This window comes from Roseateles sp. P5_E4 (genome assembly GCF_054049255.1).
Map to the genome: position 1 here is coordinate 142,682 of NZ_JBFUMS010000008.1, position 17,271 is coordinate 159,952.

Genomic DNA, 17,271 nt, shown 5'->3' on the forward strand with positions numbered 1-17,271 from the left:
GCTCACACAGTTGATCGAGACATGATTCATCGCGCGCGTTTCCCGTGGCTGGCCGTCCTGCTCGTGCTGGCCGCTTGTGCCAGCCCCCCGCCGCCACCCGCTGCGGCGCCGCCGGTCGGCTTGCAGCAGGCCTGGGTGCAGGCCGTCGCCGGGCCAGCCTGGGCGGTACGTGCGCTGACGGGCGAAGCCAGCTGCCCCACGCTGCGGTGGGGCAGCAGCGTCGCCGCCATGCAGGAACGCAGCGCTCCCGGCGACGAGCCGCCGCCCGCGGGCAACAAGGAGCCCGAGCGCAAGCCGACGCACTTCACGCTGCGTGCCTGCGAGGCGCCCTGGCCCGCCGATGCGGCCAGCGTGCAGGTGGACGACATCGTGCTGCATGCCCCCACTGCCGAAGCCCGCCGCATCGTCGTCATCGGCGATACCGGCTGCCGCCTCAAGGCCTCGGACCGCGACTTCCAGGGCTGCAACGACGCCTCGGACTGGCCCTTCCCACGCGTGCTGGCCCTGGCCCTGAGGCTCAAGCCCGACCTCGTCATCCACGTCGGCGACTACCACTACCGCGAAAGCCCCTGCCCGCCCGGCATGGCCGTCTGCGCCGGCAGCCCCTGGGGCTATGGCGACGACACCTGGCAGGCCGATTTCTTCCAGCCCGCCAAGGCCCTTCTGGCCGCCGCGCCCTGGGTCTTCGTGCGCGGCAACCACGAGGCCTGCGCACGTGCCGGCCAGGGCTGGCTGCGCTATCTGGACGCTGAAACCGGTCCGGCGCGTGCCTGCCAGCCCGCCGGCCCAGGCGTCAACGAGGGCGACTTCACCGCGCCCTTCGCCGTGCCGCTGTCGCCGCGCAGCCAGCTCATCGTCTTCGACTCCTCGGAGATCGGCAGCCGCACGCCGCCCCGGGATTCCCCCGCCTGGGCCCGCTGGCGCCAGCAGCTCGACCGCGTCGCAGAGCTGGCCCAGGGCAGCGCCCAGAGCCTTTTTGCCAGCCACCATCCCAGCCTGGCCTTCAGCCCCAGCCCGATCGGCGCGCCCCGCGCCGCCCGATCGGGCCTGACGCCCCTGCTGCAGGACGCGGCACCCGGCCGCCTCTTCCCGCCAGGCGTGCAGGCCACACTTCACGGCCACATCCACATGCACCAGGCCTTGGGCTTCGCGAGCAATCATCCGGTCACCCTCGTCGTCGGCAACGGCGGTTCGGCCGCATCAGGCCACGTCAACGACGCCGCGGCCCTGAAGCACGAACTGCTGCCCGGCGCCCGACTGGAGACGGTACGCATCCACACGGACTTCGGCCTGTCTCTGCTGACGGCCACGCCCGAGGGCTGGCAGCTGCAGGCACTGGATGCCCTGGGCCAGCCGCTGTCGACCTGCCGCCTGGCCGGCCAGAAGCTGAGTTGCTGATGGGCACGCCTCGTAACGAGTGCCTTTCGTCAGGGCGCACGAGAAGTAACGCCCGCGCATTCCATCACTGCGCACCCGATTTGAAGGGTTTCCAGCAGGTAAATCGATACAGCATCGAAAGCCCCCCCGGCTAAACTGGCCGCACCTGTCAAGCTGTTTTTGGCGGGAACCACGTTGATAGAGGACTCGGCTACATGAGCTCCAGATTGAAAGTCGCCGGTTGGGTTGCCCTCGGTGCCGTCGCAGGTGCACTCACCACCATGCAGCTGCAGGCCAATGCGCGCAGTACCCTGTCCCCCCTGCCGCTGGACGAAATGCAGCAGCTCGCGGCCGTCTTCGGCCTCGTCAAGAGCGACTACGTCGAATCCGTCGACGAAAAGAAACTGATCAACGACGCCATCGCCGGCATGGTGTCTGGCCTGGACCCCCACTCCCAGTTTTTTGACAAGAAGACCTTCAAGGAATTCCGTGAAGGCACGACCGGCAAGTTCGTCGGTGTCGGCATCGAGATCGGCATGGAAGACGGCCTGGTCAAGATCGTCTCCCCCATCGAAGGCTCGCCCGCCTTCCGCGCCGGCCTCAAGAGCGGCGACCTGATCAGCCGCATCGATGACACCGCCGTGCGCGGCCTCACCATCGACCAGGCCGTCAAGAAGATGCGCGGCGACCCGTCGACCAAGGTCAGCCTCACCATCTACCGCAAGGCCGAGAACCGCACCTTCCCCGTGACCATCGTGCGCGAGGAGATCAAGGTCCAGAGCGTGCGTGCCAAGGTCATCGAGCCGGGCTATGCCTGGATCCGCGTCAGCCAGTTCCAGGATCGCACCGTCGACGACTTCGCCAAGAAGCTCGAAGAGATCTACAAGCAGGAGCCCCATCTCAAGGGCCTGGTGCTTGACCTGCGCAACGACCCGGGCGGCCTGCTGGATGCCTCCATCGCCATCTCGGCGGCGTTCCTGCCCAAGGACGTCGAGGTCGTGTCGACCAACGGCCAGATCGCCGAATCCAAGGCCAGCTACAAGGCCAGCCCCGACGACTACCGCCGCCGCAGCAGCGACGACCCGATCAAGCGCCTGCCCGCCGCGTTGAAGAACGTGCCGCTGGTGGTGCTCGTCAACGAAGGCTCGGCCAGCGCCAGCGAGATCGTCGCCGGCGCCCTGCAGGATCACCATCGCGCCACCGTCATGGGTGCCCAGACCTTCGGCAAAGGCTCGGTGCAGACCGTGCGCCAGCTGGGCCCGGAAACGGCATTGAAGATCACGACGGCGCGCTACTACACGCCGAGCGGCCGCTCCATCCAGGCCAAGGGCATCGTGCCCGACGTGCTGCTGGACGAAACCGCCGAGGGCAATGTCTTCGCCGCGCTGCGCATGCGTGAGGCCGACCTCGAAAAGCATCTGAACAACGGCCCCGAGGACGAAAACGAAGCCCGCCAGAAGGCCCGCGAGGAAGCGCGCCAGAAGCTGGAAGCCGAGTACGCCAAGCGCGCCGAGCCGCCCAAGCCCCTGCCCGAGTTCGGCTCGACGGAAGACTTCCCGCTGATGCAGGCGCTGAACAAGCTCAAGGGTCAACCGGTCATTGCGTCCAAGTCGGCTGTCGAGCGCAAGGCCGAAGCCAAGACGACGGAATAACTACAAAGAGTCCTGACTTCAAAAAGCACAGGGGCCTCTCGCGAGGCCCTCTTTTTTTGCCCAACCGGTGCCACGCCCCTCCTCAGCCGGCAGGGGCGAGATGGGTCAGCACGCAGCGCCACTGTCCCTGCACCTGGCGGTAGACATCGGTGATCCATTCATCGGCGCTGATGGGCTCGCCCCTGAAAGTGCCGGTGTTGCTGCCCCGCCCGGTGACGACCGCCATGTCGCCGTACACGCTGGCCCGCACCACCTGCTTGGTCATCGAATCATGCGTCAGCATGCCGCTGGCTATGGCATGGAGGATGGCCTCGCGCGAGATCGGCCCCTTCTCCGGCGTCACGAGGGTCCAGTCCTCGGAGATGCATTGGGCGATGCGCTGGACGTCGTTGCTGACCATGGCGTCGTTGAAGCGATCTTCGAGCGCCTGGAATGCCCGCAGCACCTCGCCATCGGCGGGCGCGGTTGTCATGACGGGCTCCCCGCGACCATCGCGTCCCAGCGGCGTTGCATTTCGTCGACGCTGACCTCCTCCGCCTTGCTCGCAACGAACCAGCTGTAGCCGAAGGGATCGGCGATCAGACCGCTGCGGTGGCCATGGAACTCGAGCTTGACGGCACGCAGGACGGTGGCGCCGTGCCGCACGGCGTTCGCAACGAATGAGTCGGCATCGGCCACGTCGAGGTGGAACTTGACCGGGGAGCCGCCGATCGTCTCGGGCCCGACGGCCCCGAAGTCAGGATACTCGTCGGCAATGAAGACCCGTGTGGCGCCGAACAGCAGCTCGGCATGGCCGATGCGTCCATCGGACGGATCGATCAGCTTGAAGTCCAGGCTGGCGCCCAGGGCCTGGACGTAGAAGTCGATGGCGGCCTGAGCACCCCGAACCACAAGGTAGGGCGACAGGTTGTCGGGTGAAGTGCCGACTGCGGGCATGATGAATCTCCGGTGGTGTCGAATTAGATTACGATACGTCACGTAATGAGTCAAGCAACCGATCCGACACCACCGCGCAAGCCCGGCCGCCCGCCCAGCGAGGAGGCGCGCCGCCTCGCGCTGGCGACCGCCTACCGCATCCTGATCGAGGAGGGCCTGGGCCGGCTGACGATCGAGCGCGTGGCGGCCGAATCGGGCGTCAGCAAGCCGACGATCTACAGAACCTGGACCAATGCCCAGGACCTCGCGATGGCCGCCTTCATGGCGCACCCGGCCTCGGATGAACCGGTCTCACGGGCGAACTCCGTGCAGGCCGGCCTGCGGGCGCATCTGCGTGGCGTCATCGCCACCTTCGCCACGCCGCGCGGTCGCCAGATCACGCTGACCATGGCCTCCGCCGACCCCGACAGCGAACTGGCCAAGGCCTTTCGCAACCAGGTGATCCTGAAGAGCCGCGAGGCCGGCCGCCAGCTCATCGAGCGCGGCATGTCGCTGCACGAGATTCAATCCGGCATCGACATCGACGTGGCGCTCGACATGATCTACGGGCCGCTGTTCTTCCGGCTGCTCGTCGGCCACCGGCCGTTGTCGCTGCAACTGGCGGAGCAACTGGTCGAGACGCTCTTCAACGGAGTGGCGTCGGCGCAAGATCCGCTCGGCTGACGCTCATCGCCGCCGGGTCACGGCCAAGGCGCCCAGGGCCGCCACCGCGCCGAGGGCCGGTACTGCCCGCCAGCCCAACGATGCCAGCAGGGCCGAGCCCAACGCCGCGCCGCTGGCCATGCCGACGAACATCGTGCTGACGAGCACGGCATTCAGCCGGCTGCGTGAAGCCGGGTCCAGGCTGTAGACCACGCTCTGGTGCGACACCAGCGCGGCCTGCACGCCCAGGTCAAACACCACGGCCACGCCCACCAGCAGCCACAGCGAGGCCGGTGCCAGCGCCTGCACGGTGAAGGCGATGAACACCAGCAGCGCGCCGACGCGGATGACGGCCTGCGGGCCGCGCTTGTCCGCCACGCCACCGGCCAGCGGTGCTGCCAGCGCGCCCGCTGCACCGGCCAGGCCGAACGCCCCGGCCACCGCGCTGCCCTGGCCGAAATCCGGCCCCGCCAACACCAGGGCCAGCGTCGACCAGAAGGCACTGAAGGCCACGCTCAGCAGGCCCTGGGCCAGCGCAGCCCGGCGCAACGGGGCATGCCGGGCCCACAGTCCCGCCATCGACAGCAGCAGCGAGCCATAGCCCGCCGACGTCGCCGGCACGAAGTGCGGCAGGCCGCGCCACAGCAGCGGGATCAACGCCGCCACGGCCAGCGCCGCCACCGCGTAGACGGCGCGCCAGCCGGCCACCGCCGCCAGCGAGCCGCTGGCCACGCGTGACAGCAGGATGCCCAGCAGCAGGCCCGTCATGACCTGGCCCACGCGCTTGCCGCGCTCGGCCTCGGGCGCCAGCGTGGCCACTGCCGGCACGATGTCCTGGGCCAGCGTTGCCGTCAGGCCGATGGCCACGCTGGCGATGCACAAGGCTGCAAAGCCCGGCGCCAGCGCAGCGCAAGCCAGGGCGGCAACCAGAGCGACGGACTTGACCGCAATGATGCGGCGCCGGTCGAAACGATCGCCCAGCGGCGACAGCAGCAGAATGGCCGCCGCATAGCCGAGCTGGGTCAACGTGGGCAGCAGGCCGATGGCCGCGCTGCCGACGCCGAACTGCTCGGACAGCAGGCCCAGCAGCGGCTGCACGTAGTAGAGGGAGGCAACGGCCAGGCCGGTGGCGGTGGCAAGCAGCAGCGTCAGCGCGGGGCTGAGCGGGGCGACATGGGGCGCGGACTTCATCCCGCCAGTGTCGCGAGGGCCGGCAAATCCTGCGCTGCCAGGGCTATCCTGACACCATGAACGACGACGACCTGTTGCGCTATTCCCGCCATCTGCTGCTCGACGAGATCGGCATCGAGGGCCAGCAGCGCTTGCTTGACGCCAGCGCCCTGGTCATCGGCGCCGGCGGCCTGGGCTCACCGGTGGCCCTCTATCTGGCTTCGGCCGGTGTCGGCCGCATCACGCTGGTCGACCATGACACCGTGTCGTTGACGAATCTGCAGCGCCAGATCGCCCACGACATGAGCAGCCTCGACAAACCCAAGGTCGACTCGGCCGCCGCCCGCATGGCCGCGCTGAACCCCGGCGTGCAGGTGCGCGCCCTCGCGCAGAAGGCCGATGCCGCCCTGCTCGACGAGGAAGTCCCGCGCGTAGACGTCGTCCTCGACTGCACCGACAACTTCGCCACCCGCCACCTCGTCAACGCCGCCTGCGTGCGCCACGGCAAGCCGCTGGTCTCGGGTGCGGCCATCGGTTTCGACGGCCAGATCAGCGTCTATGACAGCCGCTCGCGAGAGCAGCCCTGCTATGCCTGCCTGTTCCCACCCGAATCCGGCTTCGAGGACGTGGCCTGTTCGACGATGGGCGTGTTCGCACCGCTGGTGGGCATCATCGGCGCCATGCAGGCCGCCGAGGCGCTGAAGCTGCTGGCCGGCGTGGGCGAGCCTTTGGCCGGGAGGCTGCTGATGCTGGACGGCCGGCGCATGCAGTGGAGCGAGATCGCCATGCAGCGCGACCCCGAATGCTCCGTCTGCGGCGGATGAAATCCCGCGAACGCCTCTGAATGGGGCGGAAAATTCCGTCCCGACCTGCCCACAATCCTTTTTCCCCATGAAGCCCACCGACGTCCCGACGCGCAACTTCCCGACCGCCAAGGAAGAGTGCCGCGACCTGCCCCCTCACCCCGACTACGACGGCCCGGGCGCCGCCTACAACCTGGCCTTCAAGGACGAGACCTTCCTGCTGCGCCAGGACATGCGCGCCGTGCGCATGCAGCTGGAGCTGATGAAGCCCGAGCTGATGCAAAACGAGCAGGGCGTCAAGTCCACCATCGTCATCTTCGGCAGCGCCCGCATCCTGTCGGCAGAGGCCGCCCAGGCCCTGCTGACCGTGGCCGAGGACCGCGGCGACGAAGCCGGCGCGGCACGAGCGCGCCGCCATCTGGCGATGAGCCGCTATTACGAGGAAGCGCGCCGCTTCGCGCAGATCGCCACCGCCGCTTGTACCGAGCGCGGCAATCATGTCGTCGTCGCTACCGGCGGCGGCCCCGGCATCATGGAGGCCGGCAACCGCGGCGCCTACGACGTCGGCGGCAAGAGCGTCGGGCTGAACATCGTGCTGCCGCACGAGCAGTACCCCAACCCCTACATCACGCCGGAGCTGTGCTTTCGCTTCCATTACTTCGGCCTGCGCAAGATGCACTTCCTGATGCGCGCCGTCGCCCTGGTGTGCTTCCCCGGGGGCTTCGGTACGCTGGATGAACTGTTCGAGACGCTGACGCTGATCCAGACCAAGAAGAGCCGGCCGCGTCCCATCCTGCTGGTCGGCCGCGAGTTCTGGACCAAGCTGATCAACATCGAGCTGCTGATCGAGACCGGCATGATCAATCCCGTCGACGCACAGCTCTTTCACTACGTCGAGACGGCCGAGGAAGCCTGGGCCATCCTCGAATCCGCTCCTGAACTCGCCAGCCCCTCAACGCCATGACCAAACTCAGAAACGTCTCCCTCATCGGTGTGCCGACCGACATCGGCGCCGGCGCCCGCGGCGCGAGCATGGGCCCCGAGGCCATGCGCGTGGCGGGCCTGGCCGAGGCGCTGCGCGCCCGCGGCGTGGACGTCATCGACCGCGGCAACCTGGCCGGCCCGTCCAACCCCTGGCTGCCGCCGACCGACGGCTACCGCCATCTGCAGGAAGTCGTCGCCTGGAACCAGGCCACCCACGACGCCATCTACGCCGAACTCAAGACCGGCCGCCTGCCCATCATGCTGGGCGGTGACCACTGCCTGGGCCTGGGTTCCATCAGCGCCGTGGCCCGCCACTGCCGCGACACCGGCAAGAAGCTGCGCGTGCTCTGGCTGGACGCGCATGCCGACTTCAACACCAGCGAGCTCACGCCCAGCGGCAACATCCACGGCATGCCCGTGGCCTGCCTGTGCGGCTTCGGCCCCAAGGAACTGGTCGAGATCGGTGGCCATGTGCCGGCCATCTCACCGAAATGGATCCGCCAGATCGGCATCCGCAGCGTCGACGAGGGCGAGCGCGCCTTCGTGCACGAACACGACCTGGAAGTGTTCGACATGCGCTTCATCGACGAGATGGGCATGCGCCACACCATGGAGCTGGCGCTGGCCACGCTGGACGACAACACCCATCTGCACGTCAGCTTCGACGTCGACTTCCTCGACCCCGTCATGGCGCCCGGCGTCGGCACGACGGTCGGCGGCGGCCCGACCTACCGGGAGGCGCATCTGTGCATGGAGATGATCGCCGACACCGGCCGCATGGCTTCGCTGGACCTCGTCGAGCTCAATCCGGCGCTGGACGAGAAGAACAAGACGGCGCTGGTGGCGGTGGACCTGATCGAAAGCCTGTTCGGCAAGTCGACGCTGATGCGCAAGTAGGCGCGAGATGAAGCCCCCACGCTCGCTTCGCTCTCTGCCCCCCGAGGGGGTGTGTCAACGCCTTCGGACGGCCGGGCGGCGCTGACAAGTATGGACGCCACGCCCTATCTGCTGGTCCAGCTCAGCGACCCGCACATCACCCATCCGGGCCGGCTGATCTCCGGCCGCGTCGACACCGCCGCGGCGTTGCGCCACGCGGTTGAACGCGTGCTGCAGATCCGCCCGCGCCCGGTGGCCGTGCTGGTCAGCGGCGACCTTGTCGATGCCGGTCACCCGGCCGAGTACGCGCAGCTGCGCGAGCTGCTGATGCCGCTGGTCGATGCGGGCCTGCCGCTCGCGCTGCTGCCCGGCAACCACGATGCACGCGGCCCGCTGCAGGAGGCTTTCGCGGGCCTGGCCCGCGTGCACCGCGGCGAACCCGGCGCGACGGCCATCCAGTACGCGCTGGACCTGCCCGGCCCGCTGCGACTCGTCGTGCTCGACAGCCTGATGCCCGGCCGGCCCGAAGGCGGTTTCGACGATGCGCGCCTGGCGCAGGCCCAGGCCCTGCTGGCCGAGCGGCCCGACATGCCCACGCTGGTCGCCCTGCACCACCCGCCGCACGCCACCGGCCTCGCGGCCATGGACGCGATGTCGCTGCAAGCGGGCCTGGCCAGCTTCGAGGCACTGGTCGCTGCCCACCCGCAGGTGCAGCGCGTCGTCTGCGGCCATCTGCACCGCATGACCTTGGGCCGCATCGCCCATGCCGCGGTCATCAGCGCGCCTTCCACCGCCCACCAGGTCGCACTGGACCTCGCGCCCGACGCACCGCTGGCCCTGGCGCTGGAGCCCGCCGGCTGGCTCATCCACGCCTGGGGGCCGGGCCTGCCTCTGGTCAGCCATCTTGCGCTGGCAGGGGACCACGAGCGCATCGCCGACCTGTGAGACCGCCCGCGCATGCGAGGATGCGGCGCATGAAAAGGCCACTCGCGCTGCTCGCGCTTTCACTCGCCCTGCAGGCCCTCGCGCAAGCGCCGCCAGTGCCGGGCGACACCGAGCGCTACACCCTCTTCAACGCGCCCGTCACCCTGCTGCGAAATGCCCAGCTGTTCGACGGCACGGGCGGGGCACCGCGCGAGCACATGAGCGTGCTCATCCGCGACGGCCGCATCGCCTCGGTGGCCCCGGACGCCGAGCTCAAGACCCCGGCCGGCGCGCTGGTGAAGGACCTGGCCGGCGGCGCGCTGATGCCCGGCTTCGTGCTGCTGCACGAACACCTCTTCTACCCGACCGAGCGCGGCAGCTACGGCGCCTTCTTCCAGAGCTTCCCACTGTTGTATCTCGCCGGCGGCGTAACGACGATGCGTACGGCCGGCAGCATGAGCCCCTATGCCGACCTCAACACCTGGAAGGACATCAAGGCCGGCACCGCGCCGGGCCCCGACCTCGACGTGACGGCGCCCTTCCTGAATGGCATCCAGGCCTTCGTCGCGCAGGTGCCGCGGCTCGCATCGGCCGATGACGCCGTGCGCCAGGTGGGCTACTGGGCCGATGTCGGCGCGACCTCGTACAAGGGCTATATGCACCTGACGCGCGAGCAGCTCGACGCGATCGTCAAGGCTGCGCACGAGCGCAAGGCCAAGGTCACGGCCCACCTGTGTGCGGTGACTTACGCTGAAGCCACGGCCATGGGCATCGACAACCTGGAGCATGGCTTCTTCGCGGCCAGCGATTTCGTCGAAGGCAAGCAGGCCGACGCCTGCCCGAGCGGCGACGCAGTGCCGAAGTCCCTCGACGCGCTGGCCGTCGACGACCCGCGCATGTCCGCCCTGCAGCGCCAGATGATCGAACGCAAGGTGGCCCTCACCTCGACGCTGACCATCTTCGAGACCTTCTCGTATGGCCGCCCGATGGCCCCGGCCGCGGCGCTGGACCTGCTGATGCCGCAGCTGCGCGAGCAATACGTGCTGCGCTACACCGCCATCCAGCGCGGTGGCCCCAACCCGCATGGGCGCATCCTTGCGAAGAACATGATTTGGGAGAAGCGCTTCCACGACGCTGGCGGCCTGCTCGTCGCCGGCACCGATCCGACGGGCTATGGCGGCGTCATTCCCGGCTGGTCGTCATTGCGGCAGTTCGAGCTGCTGCGCGAAGCCGGCTTCGACACCGCGACGGCGGTCAAGGTCATGACATCCAACGGCGCGACCTATCTGGGCCGCACGGCCGATGTCGGCCGCGTGGCCCCTGGCCTGCGCGCCGACCTCATTGCCTTCGTCGCGCCGCTGGATGCGGCCAAGCCAGCTTTGCCTGAAGTGGCGTGGACGATGAAGGCCGGGCGGGCGTGGGACCGGGCCAAGATCCTGAATGCATGGAAGGGGCAGGTCGGCTTGCGATGAGGCCTTTCGCGCTCGCGCCGGCGCTGGGACTCTGCACTCGCGACCGGCACGCCGATGCCGGTGCGGGCGGGCTACTTTGCCGAGCCTTCGTCGTACCGCCTGGGCAGCAGGATGCGGAAGGTCGTGCCGACACCGCCCTGGGATTGCAGCTCGGTGGTCGCATCCAGAAGATCGCAAAGGCGCTTGACGATCGACAGCCCGATGCCTTCGCCCGGTTGCTGCTGGACCGGCCGCGCGTCTTCCGGCGAGGGATGCACGTCAGCCAGGTCCACGCTGACATGCGTGATCGCGCCCGTGGCGTGGTCGGCCACGACCTGCTTGGCCTGGTCGGTCGCTTCCTCCAGCGCGCCCGCCAACTGCGAGCCGGGCCCGGCGTGAAAGCCCGGCCCAGTATCGCTGACCTCGAGAAACCAGCGTTCCATGTCGCCAGACGCACAGTCTCCGCAACTGACCGTGACGCCGCCACTGCGTGTGTACTTGATCGCGTTGATCACGAGGTTCTGGGCGATGCGCCGGGTCTTGACCGCGTCGCCCTCCACGGGCAAGGCGGCGACCCCGTTGAACTTCAGGTAGAGCCCGCGCTCCTGTGCATGCGGCTGCAGGTCTTCGCATAGCGCGCCGAGCACCGCGGCGGCATCGACGAGTTCCAGGTTGCGGTGTTCGAGGCCGCCCTGCAAGCGGGCGAGGCTGGTCACGTCGTTCAGCAGATGGCTGAGCGAGCCGACATTGCGGTCAAGCAGGCGCAAAAAGCCGCCGCGCATCGGCTCGGACGCCTTTGGCGACGCGAGGCCCGCGGTGACGGTGGCCACGACGCCGAGGCTGCCGCGCAGGTCATGCGCCGCCTGCTGCCACAGGCTGGCGCGCTCCTGCTCCAGCTCGCGCAAGGACTGCAGGGCCTGTTCGAGATCGCGGATATGGCTGCTCGCCTCGATCTGCTGCAGCTGGAAATATTGCGACACGCTGGCGCTGATGGCGTCACCGCATTGCTGCGCCCAGATCCTGCGCGCCTCGGCCATCACCGCGAGGTGGAGCCCGGAGTTGGCGGCCGCGTAGTCCTCCAGCTCCACCACGACACACTCGTTCAAGCGCCCGAGTTCGCGTGTCACCTCGCCAAGGTCGAAGCCTTGCTGCCAACGGTGCAAGCCGTGGGCTGCGGCGTCGCCCTGATGGCGCTCGTCATCGTCCACGTCCGCCGCCATCTCGCCGCCGGCCAGCTTGCGCTCAAAGTTGACCAACAGCGCTGGAATGTGGTCGTGGAGCTGGGCCCGAGGCAGCGCGGCCCCACTGGTCAGTGCCGGGTCAGACGTCACCGCCATCCGCCATGCCTGCAGAATAGCGCCGCGCCGACGCTTCAGGTGGGTGCCCAATGCTGCATGTTCCAAGGATTGCATCGAGGCGTCCTCTGTTTGCCCGACGGGGCAAGTCGCATTCTGAGTGACGAACCCGGTTCGCGTCGCGGCAGGCCCGAGTAACAGGTCAGGCGCCGCAGGCCAAGTCGTGACCTCCCGTCACCTCACGTGATCGTGAAAACCTGGATGGTCCGCATCAGTTCCCTGGATTGCTGCTTCAACGACTCCGCAGCCGCCGCAGCCTGCTCCACGAGCGCGGCGTTCTGTTGTGTCGCCTGGTCCATGCGGCCGACCGCCACGTTCACCTGCTCGAAGCCGGAAGCCTGCTCGGCGTTGGCGGAAGACATCTCGGTCACCATGGTGGACACCTGCTCGATCGAGGCGACGATCTTTTGCATGGTCTGGCCGGCATGCTGCACCTTGTGCGAGCCATCGCTGATCCGGTTCACCGAGTCGCCGATGAGGGTGCGGATCTCCTTGGCGGCCACGCCGCTCCGCCCGGCCAGCGCACGCACCTCCTGAGCCACCACCGCGAAGCCGCGGCCCTGCTCGCCGGCGCGCGCGGCTTCCACCGCTGCATTGAGCGCCAGGATGTTCGTCTGGAATGCGATGCCATCGATGACGCCGATGATTTCGCTGATCCGCTTGGCCTGGTCGTTGATACCCTGCATCGTCTGGACCACGGCGTCCACGGCCGTGCCTCCTTCGCGCGCGAAGGCCCAGGCATCGGATGCAATGCGCGTGGCCTCTTGCGCCGTCGCAGCATTCGTGCGGATGGCCTCGGCCAGCTGCGCCATGGTGGCTGCCGTCTGCTGCAAGGCCGCGGCGGTCTGCTCGGTGCGCATGGACAGGTCCTGGTTGCCCTGCGCGATCTCGCCAGACGCCGTATCAATCTGGTCGGCCGCTTCACGGATGTTGTTGATGGTCTGGCTCAACTGCAGCGACACCTGATCGAGCGCACGGAGAACCTGCCCCGTCTCATCGCGCCCGGCCTGGATCTCATGCCGCCGCAGGTTGCCGCCCGCCACGTCCCGCGCGATATCCAATGCCCGGCGCAATGGGCCGGTGATGACGTTGACGCACACCCAGATCACGACGGCCGACAGCAGCAATGCGGCCGCGGCCAGCCCGATGGTCAGGCGGTTGCCGAAGGCGACGGCATCCGTCGCCGCCGCCGCCTGCGCCCGGCCGGAAGTCAGCTGCTCTTCCGTCAATACGGCGGCCTGCTTCTTCAGTTCTGCGAAGGCCCCTTCTGCACCCGTCATGAACATCGCCGAAGCCGCCAGGCCGCCACTCTTCATGTCCAGCGCGCCGGCGGTGGCCTTCTCCAGCTTCGCGAGGGCAGCCTCGATGGCATCGAAGCGCTCCGCCAGCTGCGGCCGCTGAGCGGCTGCAGCCCTCATGCGCGCGATGTCGGCGTGCATGCCTCGGAAGACCTCAGGGATCTGCGCATCAAGGCGCGAGATGACCTCTGCCTTCATGCCCGCACCCTCATAGGCCAGGCTTTGCATGATCAGCCCGTAAGCCAGCATCGCCCGCTCGCTGAAGGCACTGGTCTCCGCGACGCTTGGCAGGCCCTGGCTGGCGATCAACTCGACTGCATGGGCCGTTCGCACGTTGGTCAGGTAAGCCGAACCCGAGGAAACGAGCAGGCACACCACCACAAGCACTGGTGCCAATGCGACCTTCGCGGCCACGGGCAAATCATTCAGGTTCTTGAACACGATGGCTCCCGGTGAGACCCTCGATCCGGCCGATCCACGCCGCTATCGCTTCTCAGCGATAGATGCCGACGCCAACGAAGCCCTCCGGCTTGTTGATGCGAACGACGTAGCTGGTCTTGTCCTCGATCTTCTTCGTGGCCGGGTGCACCCATTGGTAGTCGACCCAACCGGCGCCCTTCCTGGCGGCGGCGATCATTTCCTTGTTGAACTCCTTGCCGGTGGAGTCCTTCACGTCGTTGAAGTTCTTGCCGACGAGCTTCTCGTTGGCGCCGTGATAGATCATCACGCCGTCCATGCTCTGCGCGAACACGTACATGTCCTTCGGATGCCATTTGGCGTCGGCGAAGTCCTTGAACGCCTGCTCGCTACCCACCTTGTTCACATGCGCGGCGGCCGCCTCGGCCAAGGCCTTGGCTTCGTCCTTCGTCCCGCGCGCGGGGTCGGCGGCCGACGCGGCACCCATGGCGGCGCTGCAAGCGCCGATCAAGATCAAGCGACGTAAGAGGTTCATTGGATGGTCCTTCCAAAAACATCAAGAGGTTCGACTCGCGAGCTTGCAGATCGGCAGGCTCGATTCGATCTTAAGCACCATCAAGCCGGTGCGATAGCCGAAAAGTCGAACAACCGTCGAGTCGTCCAGTTATCTTCTGCACAACGGTCGGCGGCGCGGCGGCAAGCGATTTCACGCGCTGACGATCCACCCCTCGATCGGGTCCGCGCCCTGCGGCCAGCCATGGTCCGGCTGCTCGGCCGCCCAGGCCGCCTGCAGCATCGCCAGCACCGCGTCCAGGCTGTCGCCGCTCGCATCGGCAACCAGGTCGTCGCGCTGTGCATGGCTCAGCTTCAAGCGCAGGCCCAGCCGCGTGCGGCCCTGTTCCAGGCCCTCGACGATGTCCTTGCGCGCGATCAGCCGTTCCGGCGTCTGCGCGGCCTTGGTGTCGCTCTTGTAGGAGCGCCGGCCGATCAGCTCGCGCGCCAGCAGCCCCGGGTAGGCCTCCAGCGCCACGCGGGTCGGGTCGCCCGTCAGATGACCCGGCAGATGCACGCCCGCCGCAATCAGCCGCGGCACGCCGGCATGCAGCATCCAGGCCACCGGCGGGTTGACCCATTTCATGCTGGGGCTGGCGCCGGCCGGGCCGTCGCAGGCGCGGTGGGCGAACTTGGCGCCGGCCGGGCGCGCGTCGCAGAAGGCGGCAAAGCGGTCTCGGATGTCGACTCTGCTCAAGGCGGCGTAATGGGCCATCAGCGCGGCATAGTCGGTCGGCCAGCCGAGGTGGTCGACGAGTTCACGCGGCAGGCCGAAAGGCAGGTCAAAACCGGCCACCCAGGGCCCCGGCCGGGCCAGCCAGCTGGAAAACTCGTCCAGGCTGTGTAGCGCTACCAGGCCAGCAAGGCGGACGACGGCGCCATGCCGCTGGCCGCCGGCGACCCGGATTGGCTTGGCTGCCCGAGGCGCACTCGTGAAGTCAACCCCGAAAACAGCGATGTCCGTCATGCCCGGCATTCTGGGCCTAGGCAGAATCGGCTGGTTCCATGTCAGCCCTCCTCGACCTCCCCGCCCTGCCTGCCGAAGACCGCGGTTTTGACGCCGCCGCATTCGACGAGGCCTTTGCCGCCGCACGCCTGCGCGCCGCAGCCGGGGCTTATGAAACGTCCAGCGAGGCGCTGGAGCAATTGCTGCTGACCTGCCCGCCGGCCCAACAGCGCCGGCGCGCCGAAACCCTGGCCCTGCTGGCGCACCAATATCCGCGCCTGGGCAAGCTGACGGCGAGCGCGCGCTGCTCGACGGAGGCGCTGGCCCTGGCCGAACGCCTGGACGACGACGGCTTGCTGGCCGACGCACTGACCAGCCAGTGCTATGTCTACGGCCAACTGCTGATGGGCCGCGAGGCGCTGGAGTCGGGCATGAAGGCGCTGGCCGCCGCACGCCGCGCCGCCGACCCGGTGCGCGAAGCCTGGGCGCTGAACCGCGTCGGCGTCGCCTATTCCAGCCTGGACAACCCCGTCCAGGCCTGTGCATCGGCCGGGCAGGCGCTGGAGATCGCCGCCCGCACCGACTGTGCCGAGGTGCTGTTCTCCTGCCACAACAACCTGGCCTATTTCTGGCTGCGCCGCGTCGAGGAGGCCCGGACCCTGGGCGACGCCACAGCCCTGGCCGACGCCGTAGCCAGTGCCCGCCGCACCGCGGATCAAGCCACCGTGCTGGCCCGCCAGTCCGGCAGCCCCTTCCAGGTGGCGGTGGCCGTGTCCAACCTGGTCAACGCGCTGCTCGCGGGCGGCCTGTTGAACGACGCCCTGCCGCTGCTCAACGAATTCGGCCATCTCGCCCACGACCACGGCTACCGCACGCTGGCCGTCGAGGCCGACGCGCAGCGCGCCGTCTTCCTGCGCCTGAAGGGCGAGCCCCTGCAGGCCGCACGCATCCTGGAGGCGCTGCTGCAGGCCGCTGCGGAGCCGCCGCCCAAGCTGCGCCGCCTGCTGATCCGCTCGCTGTACGAGACCTACAAGGCCTGCGGCCAATACCGCGAGGCCCTGGTCTGGCTGGAGGAACTCGTCGGCCTGGACCGCCAGATCTCGCGCGACAACCTCGTGCTGCAGACCGAGGTCATCCTGATCCGCGACCAGGTCGAGCAGGCCCAGGCGCGCGCCGACAGTGCCACCGCCGACGCCCGCCGCGAACGCGCCCGCGCCGTGCATCTCGAGACCGAGCAGGCGCGCCTGCGCGAGCACGCCATGGCCCTGGACCGCGCCGCCCACGAGGACGTGCTGACCGGCCTGCACAACCGCCGCCACGCCGAGTTCGCCCTGCCTCTGCTGGTGGAGGGTGCGCGCATGGCCAACCAGGTCATCAGCGTCGCTGCGCTGGACGTCGACCATTTCAAGCGCATCAACGACACCCATGGCCACGCCGTCGGCGACGCCGTGCTGCAGCAGCTCGCCCAGCTGCTGCGCCATCGCCTGCGCAGCGCCGACCTGCTGGCCCGCATCGGCGGTGAAGAGTTTTTAGCCGTGCTGGTGGGTATCGCCCCCCAACAGGCCGCCGAGATCTGCGAGCGACTGCGCCTGGCCGTCGTCGAACACGACTGGGCCGCCGTCACGCCGGGCCTGCTGGTGCGCATCAGCGTCGGCATCTCGGGCGGCGCGCCGCAGCAGCATCAGGGCGACAGCCTGCTGCTGCGGGCGGACCAGGCGCTGTATGCGGCCAAGCGGGGTGGGCGCAATCGGGTGCACGTGGATTGAGGATCTGGCGGCACTAGATTCCGGCAGAGCCGCCATGCTCATCACGCAATTTCGGGTTGCGCGCAAGCATCTCCATTCGTCCGCGTCTCCCCATCTCAATCAGCCCTCTACAGCGCGAGATA

At 68.5% G+C, this 17,271-nt stretch carries 16 protein-coding genes and 1 pseudogene; 10 read left to right on the top strand and 7 right to left on the bottom strand.

The features are described 5' to 3' along the window. Positions 1–21: 21 nt before the first annotated feature. Both ACXJLH_RS16780 and ACXJLH_RS16785 read left to right on the top strand, forming a co-directional pair. Complete coding sequence (locus ACXJLH_RS16780; protein WP_457445397.1) at positions 22–1,398, top strand: metallophosphoesterase; 1,377 nt, start codon at positions 22–24, stop codon at positions 1,396–1,398. Between the two features lie 194 nt (positions 1,399–1,592). Beyond that, on the top strand, positions 1,593–3,029 hold the full coding sequence (locus ACXJLH_RS16785) for a S41 family peptidase (protein ID WP_056203945.1): 1,437 nt from the start codon (positions 1,593–1,595) through the stop codon (positions 3,027–3,029). 82 nt (positions 3,030–3,111) lie between these two features. Here the strand turns inward: ACXJLH_RS16785 and ACXJLH_RS16790 are convergent, their stop codons facing one another. Both ACXJLH_RS16790 and ACXJLH_RS16795 read right to left on the bottom strand, forming a co-directional pair. Continuing rightward, complete coding sequence (locus ACXJLH_RS16790) at positions 3,112–3,501, bottom strand: nuclear transport factor 2 family protein (RefSeq protein ID WP_457322576.1); 390 nt, start codon at positions 3,499–3,501, stop codon at positions 3,112–3,114. Further along, the gene (locus ACXJLH_RS16795; protein WP_056203956.1) at positions 3,498–3,965 is read right to left on the bottom strand and encodes a VOC family protein; all 468 of its coding nucleotides are present in this window, start codon (positions 3,963–3,965) and stop codon (positions 3,498–3,500) included. Before ACXJLH_RS16795 ends, ACXJLH_RS16790 begins: the two co-directional genes overlap by 4 nt. A 45-nt stretch (positions 3,966–4,010) precedes the next feature. Between ACXJLH_RS16795 and ACXJLH_RS16800 the strand changes: the two genes are divergently transcribed. Further along, a complete protein-coding gene (locus ACXJLH_RS16800) occupies positions 4,011–4,628 on the top strand; it encodes a TetR/AcrR family transcriptional regulator (protein ID WP_457445399.1) in 618 nt (205 codons plus the stop codon). 3 nt (positions 4,629–4,631) lie between these two features. On the opposite strand, the gene ACXJLH_RS16805 is transcribed toward ACXJLH_RS16800, so the two are convergent. Next, positions 4,632–5,798 carry an MFS transporter gene (locus ACXJLH_RS16805; RefSeq protein WP_056203961.1) on the bottom strand — a complete coding sequence of 389 codons (1,167 nt, stop codon included), beginning with the start codon at positions 5,796–5,798 and terminating at the stop codon, positions 4,632–4,634. A gap of 56 nt (positions 5,799–5,854) precedes the next feature. Here ACXJLH_RS16805 and ACXJLH_RS16810 point away from each other — a divergent pair, with 56 nt between their 5' ends. The 6 genes and pseudogenes from ACXJLH_RS16810 (at position 5,855) to ACXJLH_RS16835 (ending at position 10,836) form a co-directional block, all read left to right on the top strand. Beyond that, on the top strand, positions 5,855–6,601 hold the full coding sequence (locus ACXJLH_RS16810; protein ID WP_457322568.1) for a HesA/MoeB/ThiF family protein: 747 nt from the start codon (positions 5,855–5,857) through the stop codon (positions 6,599–6,601). Beyond that, positions 6,589–6,621, top strand: a pseudogene (locus ACXJLH_RS16815) (hypothetical protein). Before ACXJLH_RS16810 ends, ACXJLH_RS16815 begins: the two are co-directional and overlap by 13 nt. 47 nt (positions 6,622–6,668) lie before the next feature. Next, positions 6,669–7,544: an LOG family protein gene (locus ACXJLH_RS16820; protein ID WP_457322566.1), complete on the top strand. Its 876-nt coding sequence runs from the start codon at positions 6,669–6,671 to the stop codon at positions 7,542–7,544. Continuing rightward, entirely contained in the window at positions 7,541–8,461 is a 921-nt protein-coding gene (rocF, locus tag ACXJLH_RS16825) for an arginase (protein ID WP_057300882.1), read from the top strand. Before ACXJLH_RS16820 ends, rocF begins: the two co-directional genes overlap by 4 nt. A gap of 90 nt (positions 8,462–8,551) precedes the next feature. Continuing rightward, positions 8,552–9,385 carry a phosphodiesterase gene (locus ACXJLH_RS16830; protein WP_056203975.1) on the top strand — a complete coding sequence of 278 codons (834 nt, stop codon included), beginning with the start codon at positions 8,552–8,554 and terminating at the stop codon, positions 9,383–9,385. Positions 9,386–9,414: 29 nt separating this feature from the next. Next, the gene (locus ACXJLH_RS16835; RefSeq protein WP_457445401.1) at positions 9,415–10,836 is read left to right on the top strand and encodes an amidohydrolase family protein; all 1,422 of its coding nucleotides are present in this window, start codon (positions 9,415–9,417) and stop codon (positions 10,834–10,836) included. Between the two features lie 71 nt (positions 10,837–10,907). Here ACXJLH_RS16835 and ACXJLH_RS16840 read toward each other — a convergent pair whose 3' ends face one another. The 4 genes from ACXJLH_RS16840 to ACXJLH_RS16855 all read right to left on the bottom strand — a co-directional run bounded on the left by ACXJLH_RS16840 (position 10,908) and on the right by ACXJLH_RS16855 (position 15,404). Next, positions 10,908–12,227 carry a sensor histidine kinase gene (locus ACXJLH_RS16840; RefSeq protein ID WP_056203981.1) on the bottom strand — a complete coding sequence of 440 codons (1,320 nt, stop codon included), beginning with the start codon at positions 12,225–12,227 and terminating at the stop codon, positions 10,908–10,910. A gap of 122 nt (positions 12,228–12,349) precedes the next feature. Next, entirely contained in the window at positions 12,350–13,909 is a 1,560-nt protein-coding gene (locus ACXJLH_RS16845; RefSeq protein WP_056203985.1) for a methyl-accepting chemotaxis protein, read from the bottom strand. A 52-nt stretch (positions 13,910–13,961) separates the two neighbouring features. After that, the gene (locus ACXJLH_RS16850) at positions 13,962–14,420 is read right to left on the bottom strand and encodes a cache domain-containing protein (protein WP_056203988.1); all 459 of its coding nucleotides are present in this window, start codon (positions 14,418–14,420) and stop codon (positions 13,962–13,964) included. Positions 14,421–14,591: 171 nt separating this feature from the next. Beyond that, positions 14,592–15,404: a DUF429 domain-containing protein gene (locus tag ACXJLH_RS16855; protein ID WP_457445404.1), complete on the bottom strand. Its 813-nt coding sequence runs from the start codon at positions 15,402–15,404 to the stop codon at positions 14,592–14,594. A 38-nt stretch (positions 15,405–15,442) separates the two neighbouring features. Here ACXJLH_RS16855 and ACXJLH_RS16860 point away from each other — a divergent pair, with 38 nt between their 5' ends. After that, positions 15,443–17,149 carry a diguanylate cyclase gene (locus ACXJLH_RS16860; protein WP_457445406.1) on the top strand — a complete coding sequence of 569 codons (1,707 nt, stop codon included), beginning with the start codon at positions 15,443–15,445 and terminating at the stop codon, positions 17,147–17,149. Positions 17,150–17,271: the final 122 nt, after the last annotated feature.

Bases quoted from the DNA above. Each gene is read 5' to 3' on its own strand.
- ACXJLH_RS16780 (WP_457445397.1), top strand. From the start codon at position 22: ATGATTCATCGCGCGCGTTTCCCGTGGCTGGCCGTCCTGCTCGTGCTG.
- ACXJLH_RS16785 (WP_056203945.1), top strand. From the start codon at position 1,593: ATGAGCTCCAGATTGAAAGTCGCCGGTTGGGTTGCCCTCGGTGCCGTC.
- ACXJLH_RS16790 (WP_457322576.1), bottom strand. From the start codon at position 3,501: ATGACAACCGCGCCCGCCGATGGCGAGGTGCTGCGGGCATTCCAGGCG.
- ACXJLH_RS16795 (WP_056203956.1), bottom strand. From the start codon at position 3,965: ATGCCCGCAGTCGGCACTTCACCCGACAACCTGTCGCCCTACCTTGTG.
- ACXJLH_RS16800 (WP_457445399.1), top strand. From the start codon at position 4,011: ATGAGTCAAGCAACCGATCCGACACCACCGCGCAAGCCCGGCCGCCCG.
- ACXJLH_RS16805 (WP_056203961.1), bottom strand. From the start codon at position 5,798: ATGAAGTCCGCGCCCCATGTCGCCCCGCTCAGCCCCGCGCTGACGCTG.
- ACXJLH_RS16810 (WP_457322568.1), top strand. From the start codon at position 5,855: ATGAACGACGACGACCTGTTGCGCTATTCCCGCCATCTGCTGCTCGAC.
- ACXJLH_RS16820 (WP_457322566.1), top strand. From the start codon at position 6,669: ATGAAGCCCACCGACGTCCCGACGCGCAACTTCCCGACCGCCAAGGAA.
- rocF (WP_057300882.1), top strand. From the start codon at position 7,541: ATGACCAAACTCAGAAACGTCTCCCTCATCGGTGTGCCGACCGACATC.
- ACXJLH_RS16830 (WP_056203975.1), top strand. From the start codon at position 8,552: ATGGACGCCACGCCCTATCTGCTGGTCCAGCTCAGCGACCCGCACATC.
- ACXJLH_RS16835 (WP_457445401.1), top strand. From the start codon at position 9,415: ATGAAAAGGCCACTCGCGCTGCTCGCGCTTTCACTCGCCCTGCAGGCC.
- ACXJLH_RS16840 (WP_056203981.1), bottom strand. From the start codon at position 12,227: ATGCAATCCTTGGAACATGCAGCATTGGGCACCCACCTGAAGCGTCGG.
- ACXJLH_RS16850 (WP_056203988.1), bottom strand. From the start codon at position 14,420: ATGAACCTCTTACGTCGCTTGATCTTGATCGGCGCTTGCAGCGCCGCC.
- ACXJLH_RS16855 (WP_457445404.1), bottom strand. From the start codon at position 15,404: ATGACGGACATCGCTGTTTTCGGGGTTGACTTCACGAGTGCGCCTCGG.
- ACXJLH_RS16860 (WP_457445406.1), top strand. From the start codon at position 15,443: ATGTCAGCCCTCCTCGACCTCCCCGCCCTGCCTGCCGAAGACCGCGGT.